This window comes from Rhodocytophaga aerolata, from assembly GCF_030503435.1.
Taxonomy (GTDB): domain Bacteria; phylum Bacteroidota; class Bacteroidia; order Cytophagales; family 172606-1; genus Rhodocytophaga; species Rhodocytophaga aerolata.
Window position 1 is genome coordinate 70,909 of record NZ_JAUKPO010000010.1, and the last position, 19,649, is coordinate 90,557.

Below are 19,649 nucleotides of genomic sequence, written 5' to 3' on the forward strand. Positions count from 1 at the left end.
GTTATATTGTCTATAATACAATCATAAGTAGGCTGATTTACTATCACTTAGTTAAATTTATATGAATGAAACGATTTTAAGAACATTAGCAGATGAGCAACTTATAAGCCGGGAACAGGTTCAGCAGATTAAGGAGTATGAACGTGAGCATCCATTTTCGCTACATTGGGAACTGAAGACTATTTTATATCTGGGTGTAATCTTGCTGAACACCGGTTTAGGTTTGCTTATTTATCTGAACATTGACACAATTGGCCATCAGGCAGTTATTGCTTTAATTGCTGCTGTTTGCCTTGCCTGTTTCTGGTACGCCGAAAAACACAAAGCAGCTTTTAGTCTTTCCCGTGCTGAAAGTCCTTCTCCTTATTTTGATTACATTGTTTTGCTGGGTTGTTTTACCTTTTTGATATTAGAAGGCTATCTTCAATATCAATATCAGGTGTTTGGTCAGAAATACGGGCTGGCTACTTTTATACCAATGGTACTGTTCTTTTTTGTGGCCTATTATTTCGACCACAAAGGTATACTAGCAATGGCTATTACTGCTCTGGCCTCCTGGCTGGGAATAGCTGTAACTCCCTTAGATATATTTGATAACAACAACTTTGCCAGTGCCCGTATTATTTACACAGGCATTATTCTGGGTATTGTGCTATGTGGGGCTTCTTTCTTGCTGGCACAGCAGCATATAAAAAAACACTTTAGTTCTATCTATCTGAATTTTGGGGCAAATATTTTATTTATTTCCTGCCTGGCCGGATTAATGGCCCTGGATCATACCATGCTCTTTTCTGCTTTACTGGCTTTGGCAACTCTATCGGCCATATTCTATGCGAAAAAGGAAAATTCTTTTTATTTTCTGGTAATGGCTGTACTCTATGCCTATTGGGGAATAAGTTACCTGATGTTCCAGATTGAAGCTCTCCATTCCAATGCCATTTTCTGGTACTTCATAGTTTCCTGTGCTGCTATTCTTATTTTTCTGGCACAGTATAAGAAAATTTTAAAAGTTCAAAGCAATGATAGCGTATAATACACAGTGGCTGGATGCCTTAGCTATACAAAGACAATCCAGAAATTGGTACAGGAAGGGGCTTCTTTCTTCCATACAATTACAGGAAATCCAACAGAAGTTTGAATCCCATTTTTACACACCTAATCTGTTTATACGCATTGGGCTGGGTATTTTCTGCTGGATATTGGTGAGCAGCATTTTTGGCCTTCTTGGCGTAACACTGATAGAAAACTTCCGGAATGAAACCTGCACAGGCATCGTCTGCGTCTTCTTTAGTGTAGGGTTATTTGCAACACTGGAGTTTGTTATTAAAGAAAAAAAATTCTATCAGGCTGGGATTGACGATGCGCTTCTGTATATGGCAGTTATCCTGGCGATTGTGGGTATCAGTCTACTATTTGCTCCGCTATTTGAGAAATACGAGGCATTATACTTTCTGGCAGCACTCCCTTTACTGCTGGTTGCTGCCGTACGTTACACTGACACGGTAGGTACAGCTTTTAGTTTTGCTTGTAGTACAGCTATTATCTTTTACCTTTTTAAGGAAAGCACTGTAGCCGCCAGGTTTATTCCTTTTGCATGTATGGTATTTACAGCAGGCACATATTATTTGGTCCGCACTCAAAAACAAAACGAGGTGTTGCGTTTCTGGGCCAACTGCCTGACAGTTTTAGAAGCTTGTTGCCTTATTCTGTTTTACATAAGTGGAAACTATTTTGTTGTAGAAGGCTTAGGAGAACAGTTGTTTCCTGGATTCAGCATTCCGTTTTCCTTTATTTTCTGGGTATTTACAGCCGTCGTTCCTTTTGCATATATCTATTTTGGACTTGAAAAAAAGGATAGATTGCTGCTAAGAATAGGTCTACTACTTCTGGCAATTTCTGTAATCACTTTTAAGTATTATTTCAGCCTTGGGCATTACGAGGTTACGCTCACGATAGGTGGAGGGATTTTACTGGCTGTTGCCTATTTTGCTATTAATTACCTCAAGAAAAAGCCCGGAAGGTATACATACACAGAAGACCGCTCAGAGGAAGAAATAAGTTTAGAACAGACAGAAGCAATTTTAATTGCCCAGACTGCCGGTTCGCCCACTGCTCCAGATAAGGGCTTCGATTTTGGTGGGGGGAAATTTGGCGGCGGCGGTGCCGGTGGTAATTATTAAGTAATACCTTTCAAAAATAATTTTACACTGAACCACTTCCAGAATTAGGAAGCAACTAAATCTGGAAGGTGGTTCAGTGTATATATCATAACTGTATATTTATTTCCTTTTTAGCTTCCCATTTATCAATGATATCATTTTTTAGGCTATATTTCACATAGCCATCAATAGATGTTGTGTAAGCATAGCTCACAGAGATAGCTTCCTGGTTTTCATTTACATGCGGTATCTTTTTCTCCACCTGGATTTTTTTCATGGCTTCAGGTAAATCTTTAAATTCTATCCAGGCCAGTGTCGTATCAAATTCTGTTGTTTGCGCATAAGGTTGCTTATTGATACGGGACACTGCTAGTTTAATTTGTACTTTGGCATCACTCCATCGGGCATCACTGAAATCATTCTCTGTATAAATATTAAAAGTTACTGATTTTGAAGAGAAACTACGTAGAGGTTGAGCATTATTTATTTTGCTGTTTACACATCCGGTAAGCATTAGTGAAAGCAGCGTTACACCCAAGATAAGCGTACGTAAGAACATGATAGTAGACTCTAAAGTATGTAGTGATTTAATTGAATAGATTGTTAATTGCTGAATTAACGCCTCACCCGAATCGGTATGTACGCAAGTCTATTATCTGGCTTGCTGGTAAATACTACATACCCTAAGATAGCCCAAGCAAAAGCTGAATATAATCCGCTAATTAACATGCTGCTTACCGTAAGTCCGGCAACAAGGCTCAATACTATACTTAAAGGCAACCACAGTCCTACCAGTAGAGGCACAAACCTTTTCCAGCCCTGTAGTTTTTTTACCCATATCACCCGGATGCCAAAAAAGAACATGACTATATTACTAATAGGCCAGAAAGCATCTAACAAATGATAAAGTAAAGTATTAGCTCCCGGCTGAATGGTTTCCCACACATTCCAGATATTTGCCATAGAAAGAGTGACTATGGGAATAAGTATCCATAGATTGTTATTCTTCGTGTCTCCGGCGGCATACATATTTTTCAATCCAACCATGCTGCACATCCAGGCACTGATATAAATTATTGAAAATATTCCACTCAGGGAAGTATGTTCAAACTGTTCGCCACCGCCATTCTGGCCATGGATACAATAATCTATAAGCAAAAAGGGAGCACCTACTATGGCTAAAAGGCCAAGTATTCTGTTGTTCATTGTCTCAGATAATTTAAAGAGGAATTAAAAATTGGATGCTCTTGATGGAAATTATACTGATTAGTAACCCACGGTAAAACAATAGTTGGTTAGGTGGCGGTTTAGTTACCCTGGATAGCTTATATGTACTCCCCTCAAGTGCACTGGCTTAATAGATGCGAAAACATTCATACAGAAAAAAGACAAACCTCTGTAAAGTTTGTCTTTTCGATTATGAACAAAATAAATATAAAATGTACTTAAAAATTCTATTTTTTGGCTAGCTGCAGATTACTAGTAGAAGGGAGGTACAATCTCGTGATTCGTTCGGCTGGTATGTTACCTACTGCTTGAGAAACCCTCCATACATTACCAGATGGTTGTAGATCTTCTATACTTAGCTTTGGAGTAGCCAGCGTTTTTATGTTGACGACTACTTGCTGAGTAGCTTTCAGATCTACCAATGTTGCAATTGTATAGACTTTAAGCTGACTGGTTGTATCTACCCAGATAGTAAGTTGCTGACCGGCTGCTACATAATTACTTTTTAACCGGTTCCACCGTTTCAAATCTTCTACACGGATATTGTGTTGCTGGGCAATTTTTGTAATAGTTTCGCCGGCAGCTGTTTCATGGGTTATCTTTTTTAAGTTGTTTACAGATGAACTTAGTATAGCATACCGGTTATAAGAAAATATCTGTTTTTTGTTTGCCGGAATGCTTAAGCTATAATATCCTCCGTAAGCTGGTACAAAACTACGTTTGTATTGAGGATTCAGTTCGGTTAACTCTTCTAAGGTAATATTCAGCTGTTTAGCAAACAGACTCATATTTAAATACTGATTAACCATTATAGTATCCGAAGTTACTACGCTTACAGGTAAATTCGTTGTAAGGTTATAATCTTCCGCATACTTCATTACATAATTTAAGGCAATAAACTTAGGCACATATGCCCGGGTTTCAGCAGGCAAAAAATCATATATCTGCCAGAAACTTTTCTTATTTCCTGCATAACGCATTGCTTTCCGGACATTGCCAGGTCCACAGTTATAGGCGGCCAGGGCTAAATGCCAGTCGCCGAACATATCGTGTAATTCTTTTAAATACCGGCAGGCAGCATCTGTTGATTTATAAGGGTCAAGTCTTTCGTCAATATACGCATCCTGACGAAGATCATAGTATCTGCCTGTAACTGACATAAATTGCCACAATCCTGCTGCTTTTACCGGAGACATGGCTCTGGGATTCAAGCTGGACTCTACCATAGATAAATATTTCAACTCGTCTGGCAACCCATGTCTACTTAATGCTTCTTCGTAGATAGGAAAGAACCGGTGTTTACGTTCCAGCATCAGGCTGACAAACCGACGGTTTTTCACCGTATAATAACTTATAAATGTTTTTACTTTACCGTTATAAGGCATGGCGATTGTAGTTCCCATGCGATTAAACTGATCTTTAACCAGTTTTTCAGGTAAACTCGTAATCACATTATTAGCATTAGTAACCAGTAATGCAGATGATATAGAAGGAATAAGTGTGGTATCTGCAACTTTACTTGTTGATATTTCCTTGTTCAACCCTTCATCTTCCTCTCCTTGGCTGGCAGATGCCAGGCTCTGACTTGTAGCAGCAGACTGACTCAACAAGAGAAAACAGTAAGCTAAAGTAACCTTTAATCCGATACGTTTTACTTGTGCAATCATTTACGTTGTAGGTTTATAGTGACAAACAAGTACCAGGCATACATAACTTTTTAACCTTTGCTAAACTCTTATGTATGCTATTTATTGGAATTGCACTCTTTTCGTAACCCTGGACTGTGTAAGATTTGATGTATTTAGGCGAAAAAACAGGAATATAATTTAGGAAAAAATATTCATAACTTCCTAACAATCAGTTAACCTACGATAGCTATTTTGCAAATAAAAAATACTTGAGATTTTTTATTAATTTACATAACTACTTTATTATCAGTCTTTTAATTTCAAACCTATGAGTTTACTATATTAAAAATGGCCGTTTTTGCTTAAAATAAGCACTTTTTATCAAAAGCAGGACCTTAGAAACTTTTGTGAATTTTACTGTAATAAAGGTGCTTTAGCCTGTATAGTTTCCCGCCATTGATGTAAGATAATGTCTTTGGGAGGTACAAAAAAATAGATTATAAGGTAATATCGCTGTAGCAACAATGTAAGTAAATCTACTCCCCCATCCAGGTTTTAAAATCTGTGGATTTCTCCCGGCTAATATAGACTTCTTCTTCATTTACCGGAGATAGCTCTAACTTAAGGCGGTTATGAAAATGGATGTGGATTTTGTTGACCGACTTTGGGGAAACAATAAACTGACGGTTGGCACGGTAAAACTGTTTGGGATGAAGAATCTTTTCTAATTCATCCAGATGATAGTCGATGCTCAGTATTCGTTTATCCCAGGTTTTTACAAAAGTTACCCGGTCTTTGGTATAGAAATAAGCAATTTCATTTACTTCAACAGGCAGTAGTCTGGACCCTTGCCGGAGTAAAAATCGGTCACGGTATGTGTCTGAAGGAACAGTTGAATCTCGTAGCAAGGTTGCTAACATTTTAATATCTATGCTTGCCGTGCTAGTACCGTATAATTTTTTCAACTCATAAAATTTCAACAGGCTTTTCCGCAAAGCCTCTTCGTTTATGGGCTTCAATAAATAATCTACACTGTGCACTTTAAAAGCCTGTAAAGCAAACTCATCATAAGCTGTTGTAAAAATCACCGGACACTTAATCTCTATCTGCTCAAACACCGAAAAACTTTGTCCATCCGCTAGCTCAATATCTGCCAGTAAGAGGTCAGGAGAGGGATGGGTATTAAACCACTGGATAGTACTCTCCACACTATCCAGGACACCTACTATTTCAATAGCCGGATCACATTCCAGCATCATGGCCTGCAATTGCTTGGCCGCTAGAAATTCATCTTCAATGATTAATACTTTCACGGATTACAGGTTTAAGTAAAGGAATAACTACTTCAAAGGTGTCTTGTCGTTCATTAATTTGTACTTCTGGTGCTTTTAATAAACGGTATTTGGAAGTTATATTTAATAACCCTTTCTTACTTGAGGGTATGGTATGCCTCTGTTTACGTTGAAGATTGTTTTTTACCACAATTGACTCATGATTGCTAACTACTTGTATAGTAAGAGGTTTGCTTGCAGAAGCTATGTTATGCTTTACGGCATTCTCTACAAGTAACTGCAACGTAACTGGAGGCAGCAGGTACTGCCGGTACTCAGGGTTTACTTGTATCTCCATTTGTAATCCATTACCAAACCGTGTTTTAAGCAGATTGAAATAAGCATGCGTAAATGCCAACTCTTTCTCCAATGAAGTTAATTGACTCTCGTTGCTTTGAAGCAGGTAGCGGTACACTTGAGATAGATCATTGATAAACTGAATAGCTTTTTTATTTTCCTCCGTTTTAACCAGTGCTTGCAATGTATTCAGGCTATTGAATAGAAAGTGAGGCTGTACCTGGGTTTTCAGTGAATCCAGTTGGGCTTCCAGGTTTATCCGTAGCAATTCTTCAGTTTGGCTTTTGGCAATCAGCCATTGAGAGAAAAAATAGCGGCTCTCATAAATGGAAATTATAACTACCAAATGAAACAAGTTTATACCCAACATGAAATAGACATCTTTCGCTAGCATTTCGAAGCCTTCTACATCTGAGTAAACCCAGTATATTAATAAAACCACCCGGAGCGCTAATAACAGCAGAACAGCTGGTATGGATAAGATAATCAGGGCAACAATACGCTTTTTATATGTTTCTATTCCTGAATAATATTTTCTGGTTTTCCTGACCATCAAACGTGCCACTAGCCATGTTATTAAAATGGTACCATATCCGAAAATGATAAACCTTAGCGGCTGAATATCCTTTTCAAGAAGTGGAGCTATATTAAAAAAGATAGTTATGGCTACAAAATGTATAGGTGGCCCGTATAACAACAATTTCCGGTCATTCAGTTTCTCCTGCATAGATTAGCTTGCATACTCTGTTATTACTCCAAAAAGTATATGCCAGATTAGATAGTGGCCCAGCCGAACAAATAAACTTGCCAGAAATCCATACCACCTAAAATAGACAACTTGTATAAAATTAAAAATAAACCCATTAATAAAACTAAAAATTAAAAGTCCAATAGAATTGGTAATTAATTGATAATATGGTTCGATGATAGAGCTTACTATGGCAAGCACCCAGAATACCTTTTGAGAAGTTGAATCTTTTACTATCAATCCACCGATAGACCACATCAGTATAGGAATGGGTAATAAGCGGTGAATTACTTCAGTTTCTACAGCGCCGGCTGTATAGAGCAACACAGAATAGGGAAAAGGTTGCATAAAGGGAGTGAGAGAGTTAAGCGGTTCTGGATGAATGATTAACTTGAACACTGCCACATCTACAACTCCAAATAAAATACCTATAAGTGAAGGATTCCAGTACTGCTGTTTATGGGAGATGCCTTGAGCTAGCAGATCAGGAAAGCCAGTTTTAGTAGCTAAATTAACTCCTACTAGCCCTAAAGCCACGAGGGCAATTTTATCTATCCCAAATACCCGTACCGCCACTCCCCTCTCCTGCATATATATACCTGCCACATATGTGACAAGGCATATACATATTAGCAATAGATAAATAGCTCTGGACTTATAGGTTGTGGAATAGGTGATAAACATAATCAGCAAAAATTAAGGAATAATACGATCTAAATAGTCTTTTTTGACAGGCGTACCTAAATTGAGAAAAGAAATAATAGTCATCTGTTTATCCGGAAAATACAGCCAGGTAGCATCGAGGCCAATTACGCCGCCATTGTGTCCATAACCAATTGTACGAGCAACTTTCCAGGTTTCCAGACCATATCCATATTCACAATCACCTTCTGGGCAAGAGGGTAACTTAACAGATAGTTGCATTTCCTGTACCGTTTGTTGTTTTAACAATCTTCCACCAAACAGGGCTTCTGAGAATTTTAATAAATCTAGCACGGTAGTAATTATACCCCCGGCTGCACTCCCATCTTCATATACTTTCTCCCATTCGCTTACATCTAATAATTTACCATCGCCATACAGATCCATATAGCTGCGTACTACACTGGGATCTGCCCGTTTTTCCAGGTACGTATTGGTCATTTGTAAAGGAGTAAATATTCTGTCTTGCATTAAATTTTTTAAAGGCTTTTGGGCTGCTTGTTCGGCAATCATACCTAGCAGGATGTACCCAGTATTGCTATAGTTGTAATCTGCTCCCGGTTCGAAACGTAATGGTTTATTATATATAAACTTCTCGAGAATCTTTTCAGGCTGAGTTAGATCCGTATCTATTGGCCGGTTAATAAGGGCCAACTGGAAAGGTATGTTATCCGAACCCAGATTACGAATACCACTGGTATGGGTCAACAACTGCTTTATGGAAATTTTATCTGCCTGCGGAATTTTTCCTTTTGTTTGTGGAAGCCAGTAGGCTAGGTTATCCTCTAATTGAAGCACTCCTTGTTCAACTAACTGAAGAATTATGGTGGAAGTAAACGTTTTGGTAATACTACCTACCCGGATACGTTCAGCGCCGGTCATAGGTGTTTGGTATTCCAGGTTAGATTTACCCGAGCCTCCAATCCATACACCATCTTGTGCGGTTTTCACAAGCATAATGGCTCCTGGGGCTTTATTCAATTGCCGGAATTGTTCTAATTCATGTGTATAAAACTCATTTTTCGGATGAGTACTAAAATCTGGCAATGCATCCATGTTTGCGGGCTTAACAGGTTCCTCCGGTTGACAAGCCACCAAAGAAAAAACCAATAGAAGAAGGAATAGAACGTTTTCAATAGTTTTCATAGGGAAATAAGTTTAATTTTTGGTTGGAAGATGTATGCGCATACCTACATGCAATGCTTTGTGTGGTAATATAGGTACTGACTGCTGGATGGGCATTTCGCCAAACACTTCGTAACGGGCAAACAGAGAGGTAGCATTAGTAATACGGTAACCAGTGCCTACACCTAGTGTCGGCATAAACTTATGGAAGTGAGCAGAAGCTTTAACAAAATCGCCATTGGCGGTGGCCTTGTATACAGGAACTGTAGAAATCAAGTGTAAATATCCTCCTCCTATTGTAGCATCCAAGAAAAACGACCCAAAATGTTTTCGATAGCCTACTTCACTACTCAAATAGAAACCACGATGCAGGCTTTTGTGTGAATAATATGCCAAATTTATGGTTTGGAATACCTGAGAATGTTGCTTTTTCCGGTAATTTAGTTCTGTGCCAAGTCTGATACCTAGCTGTGGGTCAGTAAAAAAGCCTTTAAAGTTAGGCAGGCTAATGGCTTGTGAAAAAACAGAGAGGGTTACAGGTACCGGAAAATTCCTTTGGATAGGTGCTCCTTCTTGAGCCCATGCAGCTGTTTGACAGCTAAGAAGTAGAATACAATAAAAGAATAAATGGATAAGGCGCATAGTTGACTTGTTTTTTGTCAAATCTATGCCCCCAATAGGGGTTAAAACGATAACTGATGTTTTAATGGTAATTTTTCACGCCTGAGCATCCAGTATTTTTACCTGAATAGCCATTGTCAGCAGTGATATTATGCCTCTACTGGTTCAAGTTGGGCAACTGGCAAACGTACGTTAAATGTACTCCCTTTGCCTACCTTACTTTCTACATAGATGGAGCCGCCATTCCGCTCTACAAACTCCCGGCATACGGCCAGACCAAACCCACTCCCAGTTTCTCCGGCAGTTCCTTTGGTACTATGTTTGGCATGGAAGGCAAAAATCTTTTTAATAGCCTCCTGCGGCATTCCTACTCCGGAATCTTTTACACTTAATTCTACAAAATCGCCGGATTGTTGGGCTCTAAGCTGTATCTGCCCCGACTGTGGAGTAAATTTAATAGCATTGGATATTAGGTTCCGGATCACAGTCTCTACCATGTTACTATCTGCCTGTACCCACAAATCTGTAGGAATGGAATTCTCCAGGGTTATATCCTTCATTACGGCCGCCGGCGCTAAGGCTTTGCATACTTTTTCAGATAAATCATAAGGCTTCAACGGGCCTGTACGTAAGGCAATCTCATTCATTTGCAAACGCCCCCAGGCAAGCAGGTCTTCTACTAGCTTCTGTGTTTGTCTGGCAGATTCCAGAGCCATGCCAGCCATTTTACTAGATTCATCAGAATCTGTGGCATATACTGGATTGCCAAGCATCTCCAGCAACATCACCGTATTTCTGGTTGGGCCCCGCAAGTCATGACTGATAATGGAGAAGAACTGGCTTTTCTGATTGTTCAGCAAACGCAGTTGTTCTTCAGCCTTTTCCCGTTCTGTCAGGTCTTTCTTCACCATTAGGCCAATCATCACGGCTAGGAGCACACCTAACATAATAGTTATGGAAGTAGAAATTTCATTTTTATTAAACAACTCCTCTTCTGCTCTCCGGTGTTCAACAAGATCGTCTTGAATAAGTTTTATAAGATCCTGTGCCGTATTTTCTATCTCATTATTTAAATGCTGAGCCCGGGCATATCTTTTTTTCAGCCCTGTTTTATCCGGCATCTTGCCTTCATATATTCTGATGGCATTATCCATCAACAGAATACGTTCGCTAAGCATATCCTGGAGCTCACCAATATTCGCCTTTTTCTCCGGATACTCCTCCGACAAATTAGTAAGATAATTCTTATACAGGTTTATTACTTTTTTTGCGTCATCATACCTGTAATGGAAGTCTTTCTCACCAGATAAGATATAGCCCTTCAAATTTGATTCACAATAGGCCAGCTTATGATTTAATAACACCAGTTGATTTACCAGCGAATCGTGCCGTTCGATGTAGGCTTCACTCTCGTACAAGCTTCTGGATACCCGAAAAGAATAGCCGATGGATAGCAGCAATAACACCATAGAAGCGCTTAGCCCAATAATGAGTTTGGATAGCGTAGACAACCTGGGGCGTAAAGCGTTAACAAACATTGTCAATAGGATTAATACATGTAAAGAACGCTGCTTTCGCCGATATCTGTTAATGCATATCCTCACCTACTTACATATGTAGGATTTACTATCAATTTGCTGGATGAGTAGAGTTTCAAAAGAAAGCAATGCTGTTTTCTAAGCAGCAAAACCTCAAAGAAAGGTAACCTACCTCCCAAAGCTACATGCCAGACACGATGTTAGATTTGAATGGGGTTGCACCAATAGCAAAGTGCTACCCTAGCAGAAGGTAGACAGCTAAAGATCAGGTATTTTCAGTTGGAATACCTTTTCCGTGTAATAGTTCTTTTACGTGCTTTTAATCTTTCCTCAAGTCTATTTGTAAAACCGCTATACAGGCTAGTTGTACACTATATTTTTCTGTTGATAAACAACTATATATGTACGCAGTTTTGCCTAGCATCTACTTTACTCATATATAAATAATACAAGTTAAACCCTGTAAATTGCAGATTTATGCAAAATAAATAATAATAAAATATAATTTTACTATTCTCAAAAAAAGTGTATATTTGCAAAAAAATTGCAAAATTTTGTTGTAAACTGATTTTATTCAGGCATTTCTTTAAGCTCGCAGGTTTCTCCTAATATACTGTTCACCCGCTGGCTTTTCTACTGCCGGTTAGTGTATTTTTCAGTATTGTTCACATTTTTGCATACAGCCTTGATAAACAACCCTTACCCTATGTAAACGTACGTAGGGAAGTAAGCCCAGGTAAATGGTTACCCCAATACATTGTAATGGCTAACATTTTTGCTAGGGTGGTTGGAGTATGTTGACTAAGTAAGTTGTACTATTTACCAAATTTTGTTGATGGACATTCATACGCCTTTTATGTCAAGGTTAAGGCAACGAAATGGCCGTTAACCTTTACTATTAAAAACTTTTTTACAAATGAAAAAATTAAAATTTGACGAATTATCTCTATCCGACGAAATACTACAGGCAGTAACGGATATGGGCTTTGTAGAAGCCTCTCCTATTCAGTCGGAAGCCATTCCCTACATTATGGAAGGCAGAGATGTAATCGGACAAGCACAAACCGGAACCGGAAAAACAGCCGCTTTTGCCATTCCAGCCCTGGAAATGATAGATGTAGATGATAAAAGTGTACAAACGCTCGTGCTTTGCCCTACTCGCGAACTAGCCGTACAGGTAGCCGAAGAATTTAAAAAACTGGGAAAATACAAAAAACAAGTTACTTCCGTAGCGATCTATGGTGGCGACAGCATTGAGAAACAAATTCTGGCGCTTAGAAGAGGTGTTCACGTAGTAATTGGCACCCCAGGCCGGGTAATGGACCATATGGAGCGCAAAACCTTGCGTTTAGACCGGGTGAAGATGGTGGTTCTTGACGAAGCGGATGAGATGCTGGATATGGGTTTCCGCGAAGATATAGAAAGCATTTTGGAACAAATGCCTGACGAACGGCAAACTATTTTCTTTTCTGCTACCATGTCGAAGCCTATTATGCAGCTGACAAAAAAATACCAGGACGATCCGCAACTGGTAAAGGTAGTAAAGAACGAACTGACTGCACAAAATATAGAACAGTTGTTTTTTGAGGTAAAACCTAGAGCCAAAGTGGAAGTAATGACCCGCTTGATTGACTTATATAACCTGCAACTGATGCTTGTATTTTGCAACACAAAGCTACGGGTAGATGAAGTAGTGGAAGAGTTACAGATACGCGGCTATCAGGCAGAGGGCCTGCATGGCGATTTGCGTCAGCAGCAACGTAACAATGTAATGGCTAAATTCCGTGCTGGCACCACTACTATCCTGGTAGCCACCGACGTAGCGGCCCGCGGGATAGATGTAGAAGATGTGGACGCTGTATTTAATTTCGATATTCCATTAGACGAAGAATATTATGTACACCGGATAGGACGTACCGGCCGGGCAGGTAAGGCTGGTAAAGCGTTTACTTTTGTGGTAGGCCGTGAGGTTCAACGTTTACGCGATATTCAACAATATACCAAAGTAAAAATACAACGGGGGGTTATTCCTTCTTATGAAGATATTGTTGGTGTAAAAAAAGCCAAATTCATCGCTCAAATTCAGGAAGCTATACAAGAAGGAGGTCTGGAAGTATTTGAAGATATGATCGAGCAATTGCACCATGCAGGTCTTCGCAGCGAACAAATTATTACTGCCCTTATTAAGATGAATATGGGCGTACATAAAAATGAATTTGCAGACATGGACCTCAGCGGAGGCGACGATCGTGGTGCTGGGCGTGAGAGACGCAGCGGCGATCGCGAGCGTGACCGCGACAGAGGTCCTAGACGGGACCGCGATAGCCGGGATAGCAAAAGCACTGGACGCAGCCGTGACAACAACCGCTCAACTAATGCGTCAATGGTGCGCCTTTTCATAAATATTGGACGCGACCAAAAAGTGCGTCCTGGAGATATTGTAGGCGCTATTGCCGGTGAAACAGGTATTGCTGGAAATGCAATTGGCAGCATTGATATTTATGACAAATTTACTTTTGTTGAAGTGCCCAAAAATGATGTACAACGTGTGTTAAAAGGGATGGATAATAATTCAATAAAGGGCCAAAAAGTAAATATTGAAATTGCCCGCCAATAAAATAATGACGGATGAATATTGACGAATGATTAAGTGAATCTTAACCATTCGTCAACGAATACAAAAAGCCTGCTGTTAAAAAGCAGGCTTTTTGTATTATGGCTAGAGTAATCACTATGAAATCAAACCTTTAACAGGCATTTTCATTATAAACTAATTCGGCCGTCTTTCATTTCTACTTTACGGTCGGCCATGGTGGCTAGTTCCTCATTATGGGTAACTATCACAAAAGTTTGATCCAGCTCATCACGCAGCCTGAAAAATAAATGGTGCAACTCTTCTGCATTTCTGGAGTCCAGATTGCCGCTGGGTTCGTCAGCAAAAATAATGGTAGGTGAATTTATTAAGGCTCTGGCAACCGCTGTACGTTGTTGCTCCCCACCTGACATCCTGGCCGGCTGATGATCATACCTGTCTTTCAGACCTAGCAAATTGAGTAATTCTTTAGCTCTGGCCTCTACTTTTTTCGGATCATATTTGCCCAAATAACCCGGAATACAGACATTTTCGAGAGCTGTAAACTCAGGCAACAGGTTGTGAAACTGAAAAATAAACCCAATGTGCTTATTCCGGAACTGAGCTAGTGAATTTCCCTGGAGTTGCACCAGATTCTGCCCATTTAGCGAAACAGTACCAGTGTCTGGTTTATCCAGTGTTCCAATAATATGTAACAAAGTGCTTTTACCGGCTCCGGAAGCCCCTACAATGGATACTACTTCCTTCTTTTGAATAGATAAATCTATACCTTTTAATACTTGTAAACTCCCGTACTTTTTGGTAATCCCTTTTGCTTCCAGCATGAATATGATAAATAATGTTAAAATTAAGCAGCCATATCCATTTATTCAATTAAATGACCTGGATAACTAATCAAAACTGATTAGTTTGAGTAAATAAATCTTTTTAGCAAAAAAACCAGCCTGTAATGCAAGCTGGTTTTTTAATAAATAATCACTACTTTGTTTGAGTATTGGAACGGACTAGCGTATCTGGCCTCTTATTTCGCCTGGCCGGTTTTTATCTGTATGTATATTAACATAGGTATACCCTCTTTCCATAGCTTCTTTTAAAATAGAAAGTGGGCCGCCTTTTAAGTTTCCAACCAGGTCTGTTTCTTTAATTGTGCCTTCTGCGTATTTTCCATTTACTTCACCCTCTACTTTATCCAGCCGCAGGTTAGCTATTACACCGCCGTTTACGCCGATAGGTGCCAGGTGAATATGGGAAAACAACGGATCTTTCAGCTTAGCTACATCTACCCGGAAACGTAATTCCTTGGCATGATGATCAAAATACAAGAGAGCAACACCACTTGCATCAGTAGCCACCGGAGGCACTTCCTGACTTCCGGTAAGTACAGCGGTAAATTCAGTGGAAGGCTGTTCTACCTGTTTGCCAATCTGGCCGCGTAACTCCCCTGCCGGATACTTATCTGTATGAATGTTTGCATAGGCAGTTCCATCACTGAGGGCTTTTACCAGATCGGCTAATGGTTTGCCGGCTAATGGACCTACTAAGTCTGCTTGCCGTATTTTTCCTTCTGCCAACAGCCCATTTACCAAGCCTGTGGAAGGTACTTGTTCCTGCAGAAGGAATGCTACTACGGGACCATTTTCTCCTCTTGGTGCCAGATGGATGTGAGCAAACTTTATTTTTTCTGTATTGCTAACAATCAATTTGTATGAAATTTCTGTTCCGGCGGCATTTAACGTAAAAATTCCCTGTCCGGCACCGCTGGCTTGCACAGGCGTATCGGCTACTTCCTGATCGCCAGAAAGAAAAGCAGTATAGGTTTGCGTTTTACCGGCAGGAGGTTTAGCTATAATATCTTCCAGGTATTCGCAACTGCTAAGCAAAACAGTTAAACAAAAGACGAGTGTGGTAATGAGGTATTTTTTCATATGTTTAGGAGGTTGGTTAGAAAAGATTCGTTAAGGCTATGGATTATCCTTTGCAATGGATTATACTCAACTTACTACATTGTTCCCTATAAACCATCGTCTAAACTATTTTTATTTAGCCGCAAGCTGGCTTTGGCTATACATACGTAAGCAGCGCTGCCGCCAGATTGCTCCCTGCACGTAAAAATTTTCGGATTGGTTGCTTATGCCTGCAAATTTTCTCTTCTAGGGAATGCTAGCAGTTCGTATGTGGGTTCGTTACTAAGATTTCGCTATTGACAATATGCATTTAAATTCCTAACTATCTACAGACACTAATGGTAAAGAGACAATGTCAGTAAATGAAGAAAAAATAGCTTGTCCGAAGTGTTCCTGGGAACCCGATGGACATGCCTACTGGACATGCAGCTGTGGAATAAGCTGGAATACCTTTGAAACGTATGGCAAATGCCCCGGATGCGGAAAAATATGGAGAGATACGCAATGTCCGGAATGCGCAAAATGGTCGCCACACGTAGATTGGTATGTTGACTTGCCAGCTATTGAGCTGGAAAAAGTAGAAAAGGCTACGATTGCCCAGACGTAAACCAAGCGTTAATATACTTTACAAAGCAGATCGGCAAGCCGGTAACCTGCCAGGACAATCCGTTTTTCAGCTACTGCTTTGGCTGTATCAATATACTCCTGGTTTAAAAGTAGTGCCTGCTCGCGGTTAGTACTCGATTGCAATCCTTCTTGTGTATACGCATGTTTTTTCGCCAGTTCAAAGCTTTCTTTTTCAGCCCAGCCTTCAAACTTTTTATTTTTCAATTCTTTCAGGTTTTTCCTGCTCAACTCTTTCTGATTTTTTAGCAGTACAGCCCGGTTATCGGCCTCCCGGAAGTTTTGTGAACCGATCACTAGCCAATCCCAGAAACTATGCAGCGTAAAGGCCTTTCCCTCTTCTTCCGCCCGTACATAGAGTAAGTTACCGCCCTGGTCGCCTTTAGGTAATTCTGCGGAAAAAAGGGCCGTTGCATGAAGAGGCTGATGAATATCGCCCAACAGGTGGAATACCCAGCACAAAGCAATGGCTTTTTCTTCGTCGGAGGCTTTGCTTTTTAGTACTTGCAGGTTTTGCTTGTAAGCCGACACAATATTTACTGAATCGGCTTCAGGAATAGTAATGGCAGCGCCATTGTTGCTAATGTGCGGATAGTTGATATAGTGCCAGTTATGGTGCTTGGGCTCATAGTCGGTACTCTTGATATCGTCGGGCCACCGGGCAGCCAGCATGAATAAGTATAACTCTTTTTCGTCCGCTGATAGAGTTTCGCTCGCCAGTTTAGGAGCAAACATCTGGGTATATTGTGGGTGTTTTTTTAACAGAGCAAGTACCTTAGCTAAGGCTTTGGGATCTTTTGCTTTTAATTCACGGTAGGCAATAGCTCCACTAACCATATGTCCGGGAATATTCCAGGCAAATAATACGGAAGGAAAAATTAACAGGCAGACAAATACAAGAAATTTTACTGGGCTCATGAAGGTATTCACTTATCAGGCTTACTAGATTTAAAATTACCGGAAAACCTGAACAAAAGGGAAATAAAATAAGAAAAACACAATAAGTTCTATACTATATACAGTTACTTATTACCAAATTTCATGCGCTGAATCCGGATGGCATTTAAAATGGCTAGAAAAGCTACCCCAACATCAGCAAATACTGCCTCCCATAAAGTAGCTACACCACCAGCACCCAGAATAAGGACTAATGCTTTCACGCCAAATGCCAGACTTATATTTTGCCACACAATTTCTCTGGTTTTTTTGCCTATCGTAATGGCAGTTGCAAGTTTGGAAGGTTGATCTGTCTGGATAACGACATCGGCAGTTTCAATAGCTGCATCTGAGCCCAATCCACCCATTGCCATCCCTACATCTGCCAATGCAATTACCGGAGCATCGTTAATTCCGTCGCCAACAAAAGCTACGGTACGGCCCTGCTTTTTCAATACCTCCACATGAGCTACTTTGTCTTCTGGCAATAAATCTCCATATGCCTCATCAATGGTTAGTTGTGAAGCAACCTTGTTTACAATGGAGGTTTTATCCCCGGAGAGCATAACAATAGTGTTTATACCTACCTTATGCAAGTTGGCTATAGCCTGGGCGGCATCTGCTTTTACCGGATCAGCCAAGATAAAATAGCCAGCCAATTGCCGGTCAATAGCCACTAGCACTAAGGTGTCCATTTGTTCATCCAGCGATGTGTCATAGGGTATGTTAAATTTTTTCAGTAACCTGCTATTCCCGGCAAGCACTTCTTTTCCAGCTATTGTTCCTTTCAGGCCATTGCCGGGTATTTCTTGCACAGCGGAAACCCGGTACGTTTTGTAGGCATCTCCCGCAACGTTTACAATAGCTCTGGCCACCGGATGGGTAGATTGACTTTCGAGGGCGGCAGCCAAGTCAATAAATGTTTGTTTGTCAATCGTAGGGTTGTTTACTACCACCTCTTGTAAGGCAAACTCTCCTTTAGTGAGTGTACCGGTTTTATCCATTACCACGGTATCAACTTTGGTAATTACATCCAGGAAATTAGATCCTTTAAAAAGAATGCCATTCCTGGAGGCAGCACCTATGCCGCCAAAATACCCTAGCGGAATCGACACCACCAGGGCACATGGGCAGGAAATCACCAGAAAAACCAAAGCCCGGTAAAGCCACTCTTTAAATACATAGGTTTCTACAAAAAAGAAGGGCAATAAGGTAAGTCCAATTGCCAGAAAAACTACTACTGGCGTATATATTTTGGCAAAACGGGTAATAAACTGTTGGGTGCTGGCTTTCCGGCTGCTTGCCTCTTCCACCATCTTAAGTATGCGTGATAAGGCACTGTTTTCATAGGCAGCAGATACCTGTAAGTGTACAACCTTGTCTAAGCTGATCATGCCGGCCAGAATTGAATCTCCTTTTGTTTTTGTTTCCGGCCTGGACTCACCAGTAAGGGCTGATGTATTAAACGTTGAAGCATCTGACAGTAAAATACCATCCAGTGCAACTTTTTCTCCGGCTTTTACCTGAATAGTTTGGCCTATTTGCACTTGACGGGGGTTTACATCCGATGTTTGCCCCTTATACAGCAAGCTAACCGTTTGAGGGCGGTTATCTATAAGGTCTTTAATGGACTTACGGGACCTGGCTACAGCGGCTTCCTGAAAATGCTCCCCAATAACATAGAACAACATAACGGCTACCCCCTCGGCATATTCTCCCAGGGAAAAAGCCCCGATAGTGGCAATACTCATTAAAAAGAACTCATTAAACACATTGCCCTTTGCTATATTTCTGATAGCATGGAAAATAACTTTCCAACCTACCAGCAAATAAGCTACACTAAAAACAGCTATCCGCACATACCCGGAAAACCAGGCAACCTGCATATAATCAAGCACTATACCTATTACCAGTAGCGCCAGGCTGCTGATAGCCAGCATATAGGAATTTTCCACGTCTCCATGGTTATGTCCGGTGTGTTGTGCTTGAGCAGACACAGGCGCATGGGTACTGCAGCAAGCATCAGCCGGAGCAGTAACAGGTCCAGGTTTCTCTGCCGTCCGGGGAGAGGTAATTTCCAGGGGAGCCAGATGGATATGTTTATTAGTTGAGTTATCAGTAGCCATAGTATAAATCTATACATTTATAACAAAAAACTCTCCGGAATCCTCTTCCATACAACAAAAAAGTAAATCTGTTTCAGCAACATACCTATC

General features: G+C 40.4%; 17 protein-coding genes. 4 read left to right on the top strand and 13 right to left on the bottom strand.

All coding sequences use genetic code 11. From position 1 onward, the window contains the following. The first annotated feature begins 61 nt into the window (after positions 1-61). Both Q0590_RS17775 and Q0590_RS17780 read left to right on the top strand, forming a co-directional pair. Positions 62-1,033 carry a DUF2157 domain-containing protein gene (locus Q0590_RS17775; protein WP_302038929.1) on the top strand — a complete coding sequence of 324 codons (972 nt, stop codon included), beginning with the start codon at positions 62-64 and terminating at the stop codon, positions 1,031-1,033. Beyond that, positions 1,020-2,180, top strand: coding sequence for a hypothetical protein (locus Q0590_RS17780; RefSeq protein ID WP_302038930.1), 1,161 nt, complete (start codon positions 1,020-1,022; stop codon positions 2,178-2,180). Before Q0590_RS17775 ends, Q0590_RS17780 begins: the two co-directional genes overlap by 14 nt. Positions 2,181-2,265: 85 nt before the next feature. Here the strand turns inward: Q0590_RS17780 and Q0590_RS17785 are convergent, their stop codons facing one another. The 9 genes from Q0590_RS17785 to Q0590_RS17825 form a co-directional block, all read right to left on the bottom strand. Continuing rightward, positions 2,266-2,718 carry a hypothetical protein gene (locus Q0590_RS17785; RefSeq protein WP_302038931.1) on the bottom strand — a complete coding sequence of 151 codons (453 nt, stop codon included), beginning with the start codon at positions 2,716-2,718 and terminating at the stop codon, positions 2,266-2,268. 56 nt (positions 2,719-2,774) lie between these two features. Next, positions 2,775-3,365 (bottom strand): hypothetical protein, encoded by a 591-nt coding sequence (locus tag Q0590_RS17790; RefSeq protein WP_302038932.1) that lies wholly within the window; start codon positions 3,363-3,365, stop codon positions 2,775-2,777. 248 nt (positions 3,366-3,613) lie between these two features. Continuing rightward, positions 3,614-5,053, bottom strand: coding sequence for a lytic transglycosylase domain-containing protein (locus tag Q0590_RS17795; protein WP_302038933.1), 1,440 nt, complete (start codon positions 5,051-5,053; stop codon positions 3,614-3,616). 497 nt (positions 5,054-5,550) lie between these two features. Beyond that, complete coding sequence (locus Q0590_RS17800) at positions 5,551-6,327, bottom strand: LytR/AlgR family response regulator transcription factor (protein ID WP_302038934.1); 777 nt, start codon at positions 6,325-6,327, stop codon at positions 5,551-5,553. After that, positions 6,308-7,369 carry a sensor histidine kinase gene (locus tag Q0590_RS17805; protein ID WP_302038935.1) on the bottom strand — a complete coding sequence of 354 codons (1,062 nt, stop codon included), beginning with the start codon at positions 7,367-7,369 and terminating at the stop codon, positions 6,308-6,310. Before Q0590_RS17805 ends, Q0590_RS17800 begins: the two co-directional genes overlap by 20 nt. A 3-nt stretch (positions 7,370-7,372) precedes the next feature. Then, positions 7,373-7,996: a hypothetical protein gene (locus Q0590_RS17810; protein WP_302038936.1), complete on the bottom strand. Its 624-nt coding sequence runs from the start codon at positions 7,994-7,996 to the stop codon at positions 7,373-7,375. Between the two features lie 90 nt (positions 7,997-8,086). Next, positions 8,087-9,238, bottom strand: coding sequence for a serine hydrolase domain-containing protein (locus tag Q0590_RS17815; protein ID WP_302038937.1), 1,152 nt, complete (start codon positions 9,236-9,238; stop codon positions 8,087-8,089). Between the two features lie 12 nt (positions 9,239-9,250). Then, positions 9,251-9,859 carry a hypothetical protein gene (locus Q0590_RS17820; protein ID WP_302038938.1) on the bottom strand — a complete coding sequence of 203 codons (609 nt, stop codon included), beginning with the start codon at positions 9,857-9,859 and terminating at the stop codon, positions 9,251-9,253. Positions 9,860-9,987: 128 nt separating this feature from the next. Next, positions 9,988-11,376 (bottom strand): ATP-binding protein, encoded by a 1,389-nt coding sequence (locus tag Q0590_RS17825; RefSeq protein WP_302038939.1) that lies wholly within the window; start codon positions 11,374-11,376, stop codon positions 9,988-9,990. Between the two features lie 916 nt (positions 11,377-12,292). Between Q0590_RS17825 and Q0590_RS17830 the strand changes: the two genes are divergently transcribed. Next, positions 12,293-13,993, top strand: coding sequence for a DEAD/DEAH box helicase (locus tag Q0590_RS17830; RefSeq protein ID WP_302038940.1), 1,701 nt, complete (start codon positions 12,293-12,295; stop codon positions 13,991-13,993). 146 nt (positions 13,994-14,139) lie between these two features. On the opposite strand, the gene Q0590_RS17835 is transcribed toward Q0590_RS17830, so the two are convergent. Continuing rightward, entirely contained in the window at positions 14,140-14,793 is a 654-nt protein-coding gene (locus Q0590_RS17835) for an ABC transporter ATP-binding protein (RefSeq protein ID WP_302038941.1), read from the bottom strand. A gap of 180 nt (positions 14,794-14,973) precedes the next feature. Then, entirely contained in the window at positions 14,974-15,894 is a 921-nt protein-coding gene (locus tag Q0590_RS17840) for a CHRD domain-containing protein (protein WP_302038942.1), read from the bottom strand. A gap of 331 nt (positions 15,895-16,225) precedes the next feature. Between Q0590_RS17840 and Q0590_RS17845 the strand changes: the two genes are divergently transcribed. Continuing rightward, positions 16,226-16,480: a hypothetical protein gene (locus tag Q0590_RS17845; RefSeq protein ID WP_302038943.1), complete on the top strand. Its 255-nt coding sequence runs from the start codon at positions 16,226-16,228 to the stop codon at positions 16,478-16,480. Positions 16,481-16,488: 8 nt separating this feature from the next. On the opposite strand, the gene Q0590_RS17850 is transcribed toward Q0590_RS17845, so the two are convergent. Together Q0590_RS17850 and Q0590_RS17855 are read right to left on the bottom strand one after the other, a co-directional pair. Continuing rightward, positions 16,489-17,415, bottom strand: coding sequence for a S1/P1 nuclease (locus Q0590_RS17850; RefSeq protein ID WP_302038944.1), 927 nt, complete (start codon positions 17,413-17,415; stop codon positions 16,489-16,491). 104 nt (positions 17,416-17,519) lie between these two features. Next, a complete protein-coding gene (locus tag Q0590_RS17855) occupies positions 17,520-19,559 on the bottom strand; it encodes a heavy metal translocating P-type ATPase (RefSeq protein WP_302038945.1) in 2,040 nt (679 codons plus the stop codon). Positions 19,560-19,649: the final 90 nt, after the last annotated feature.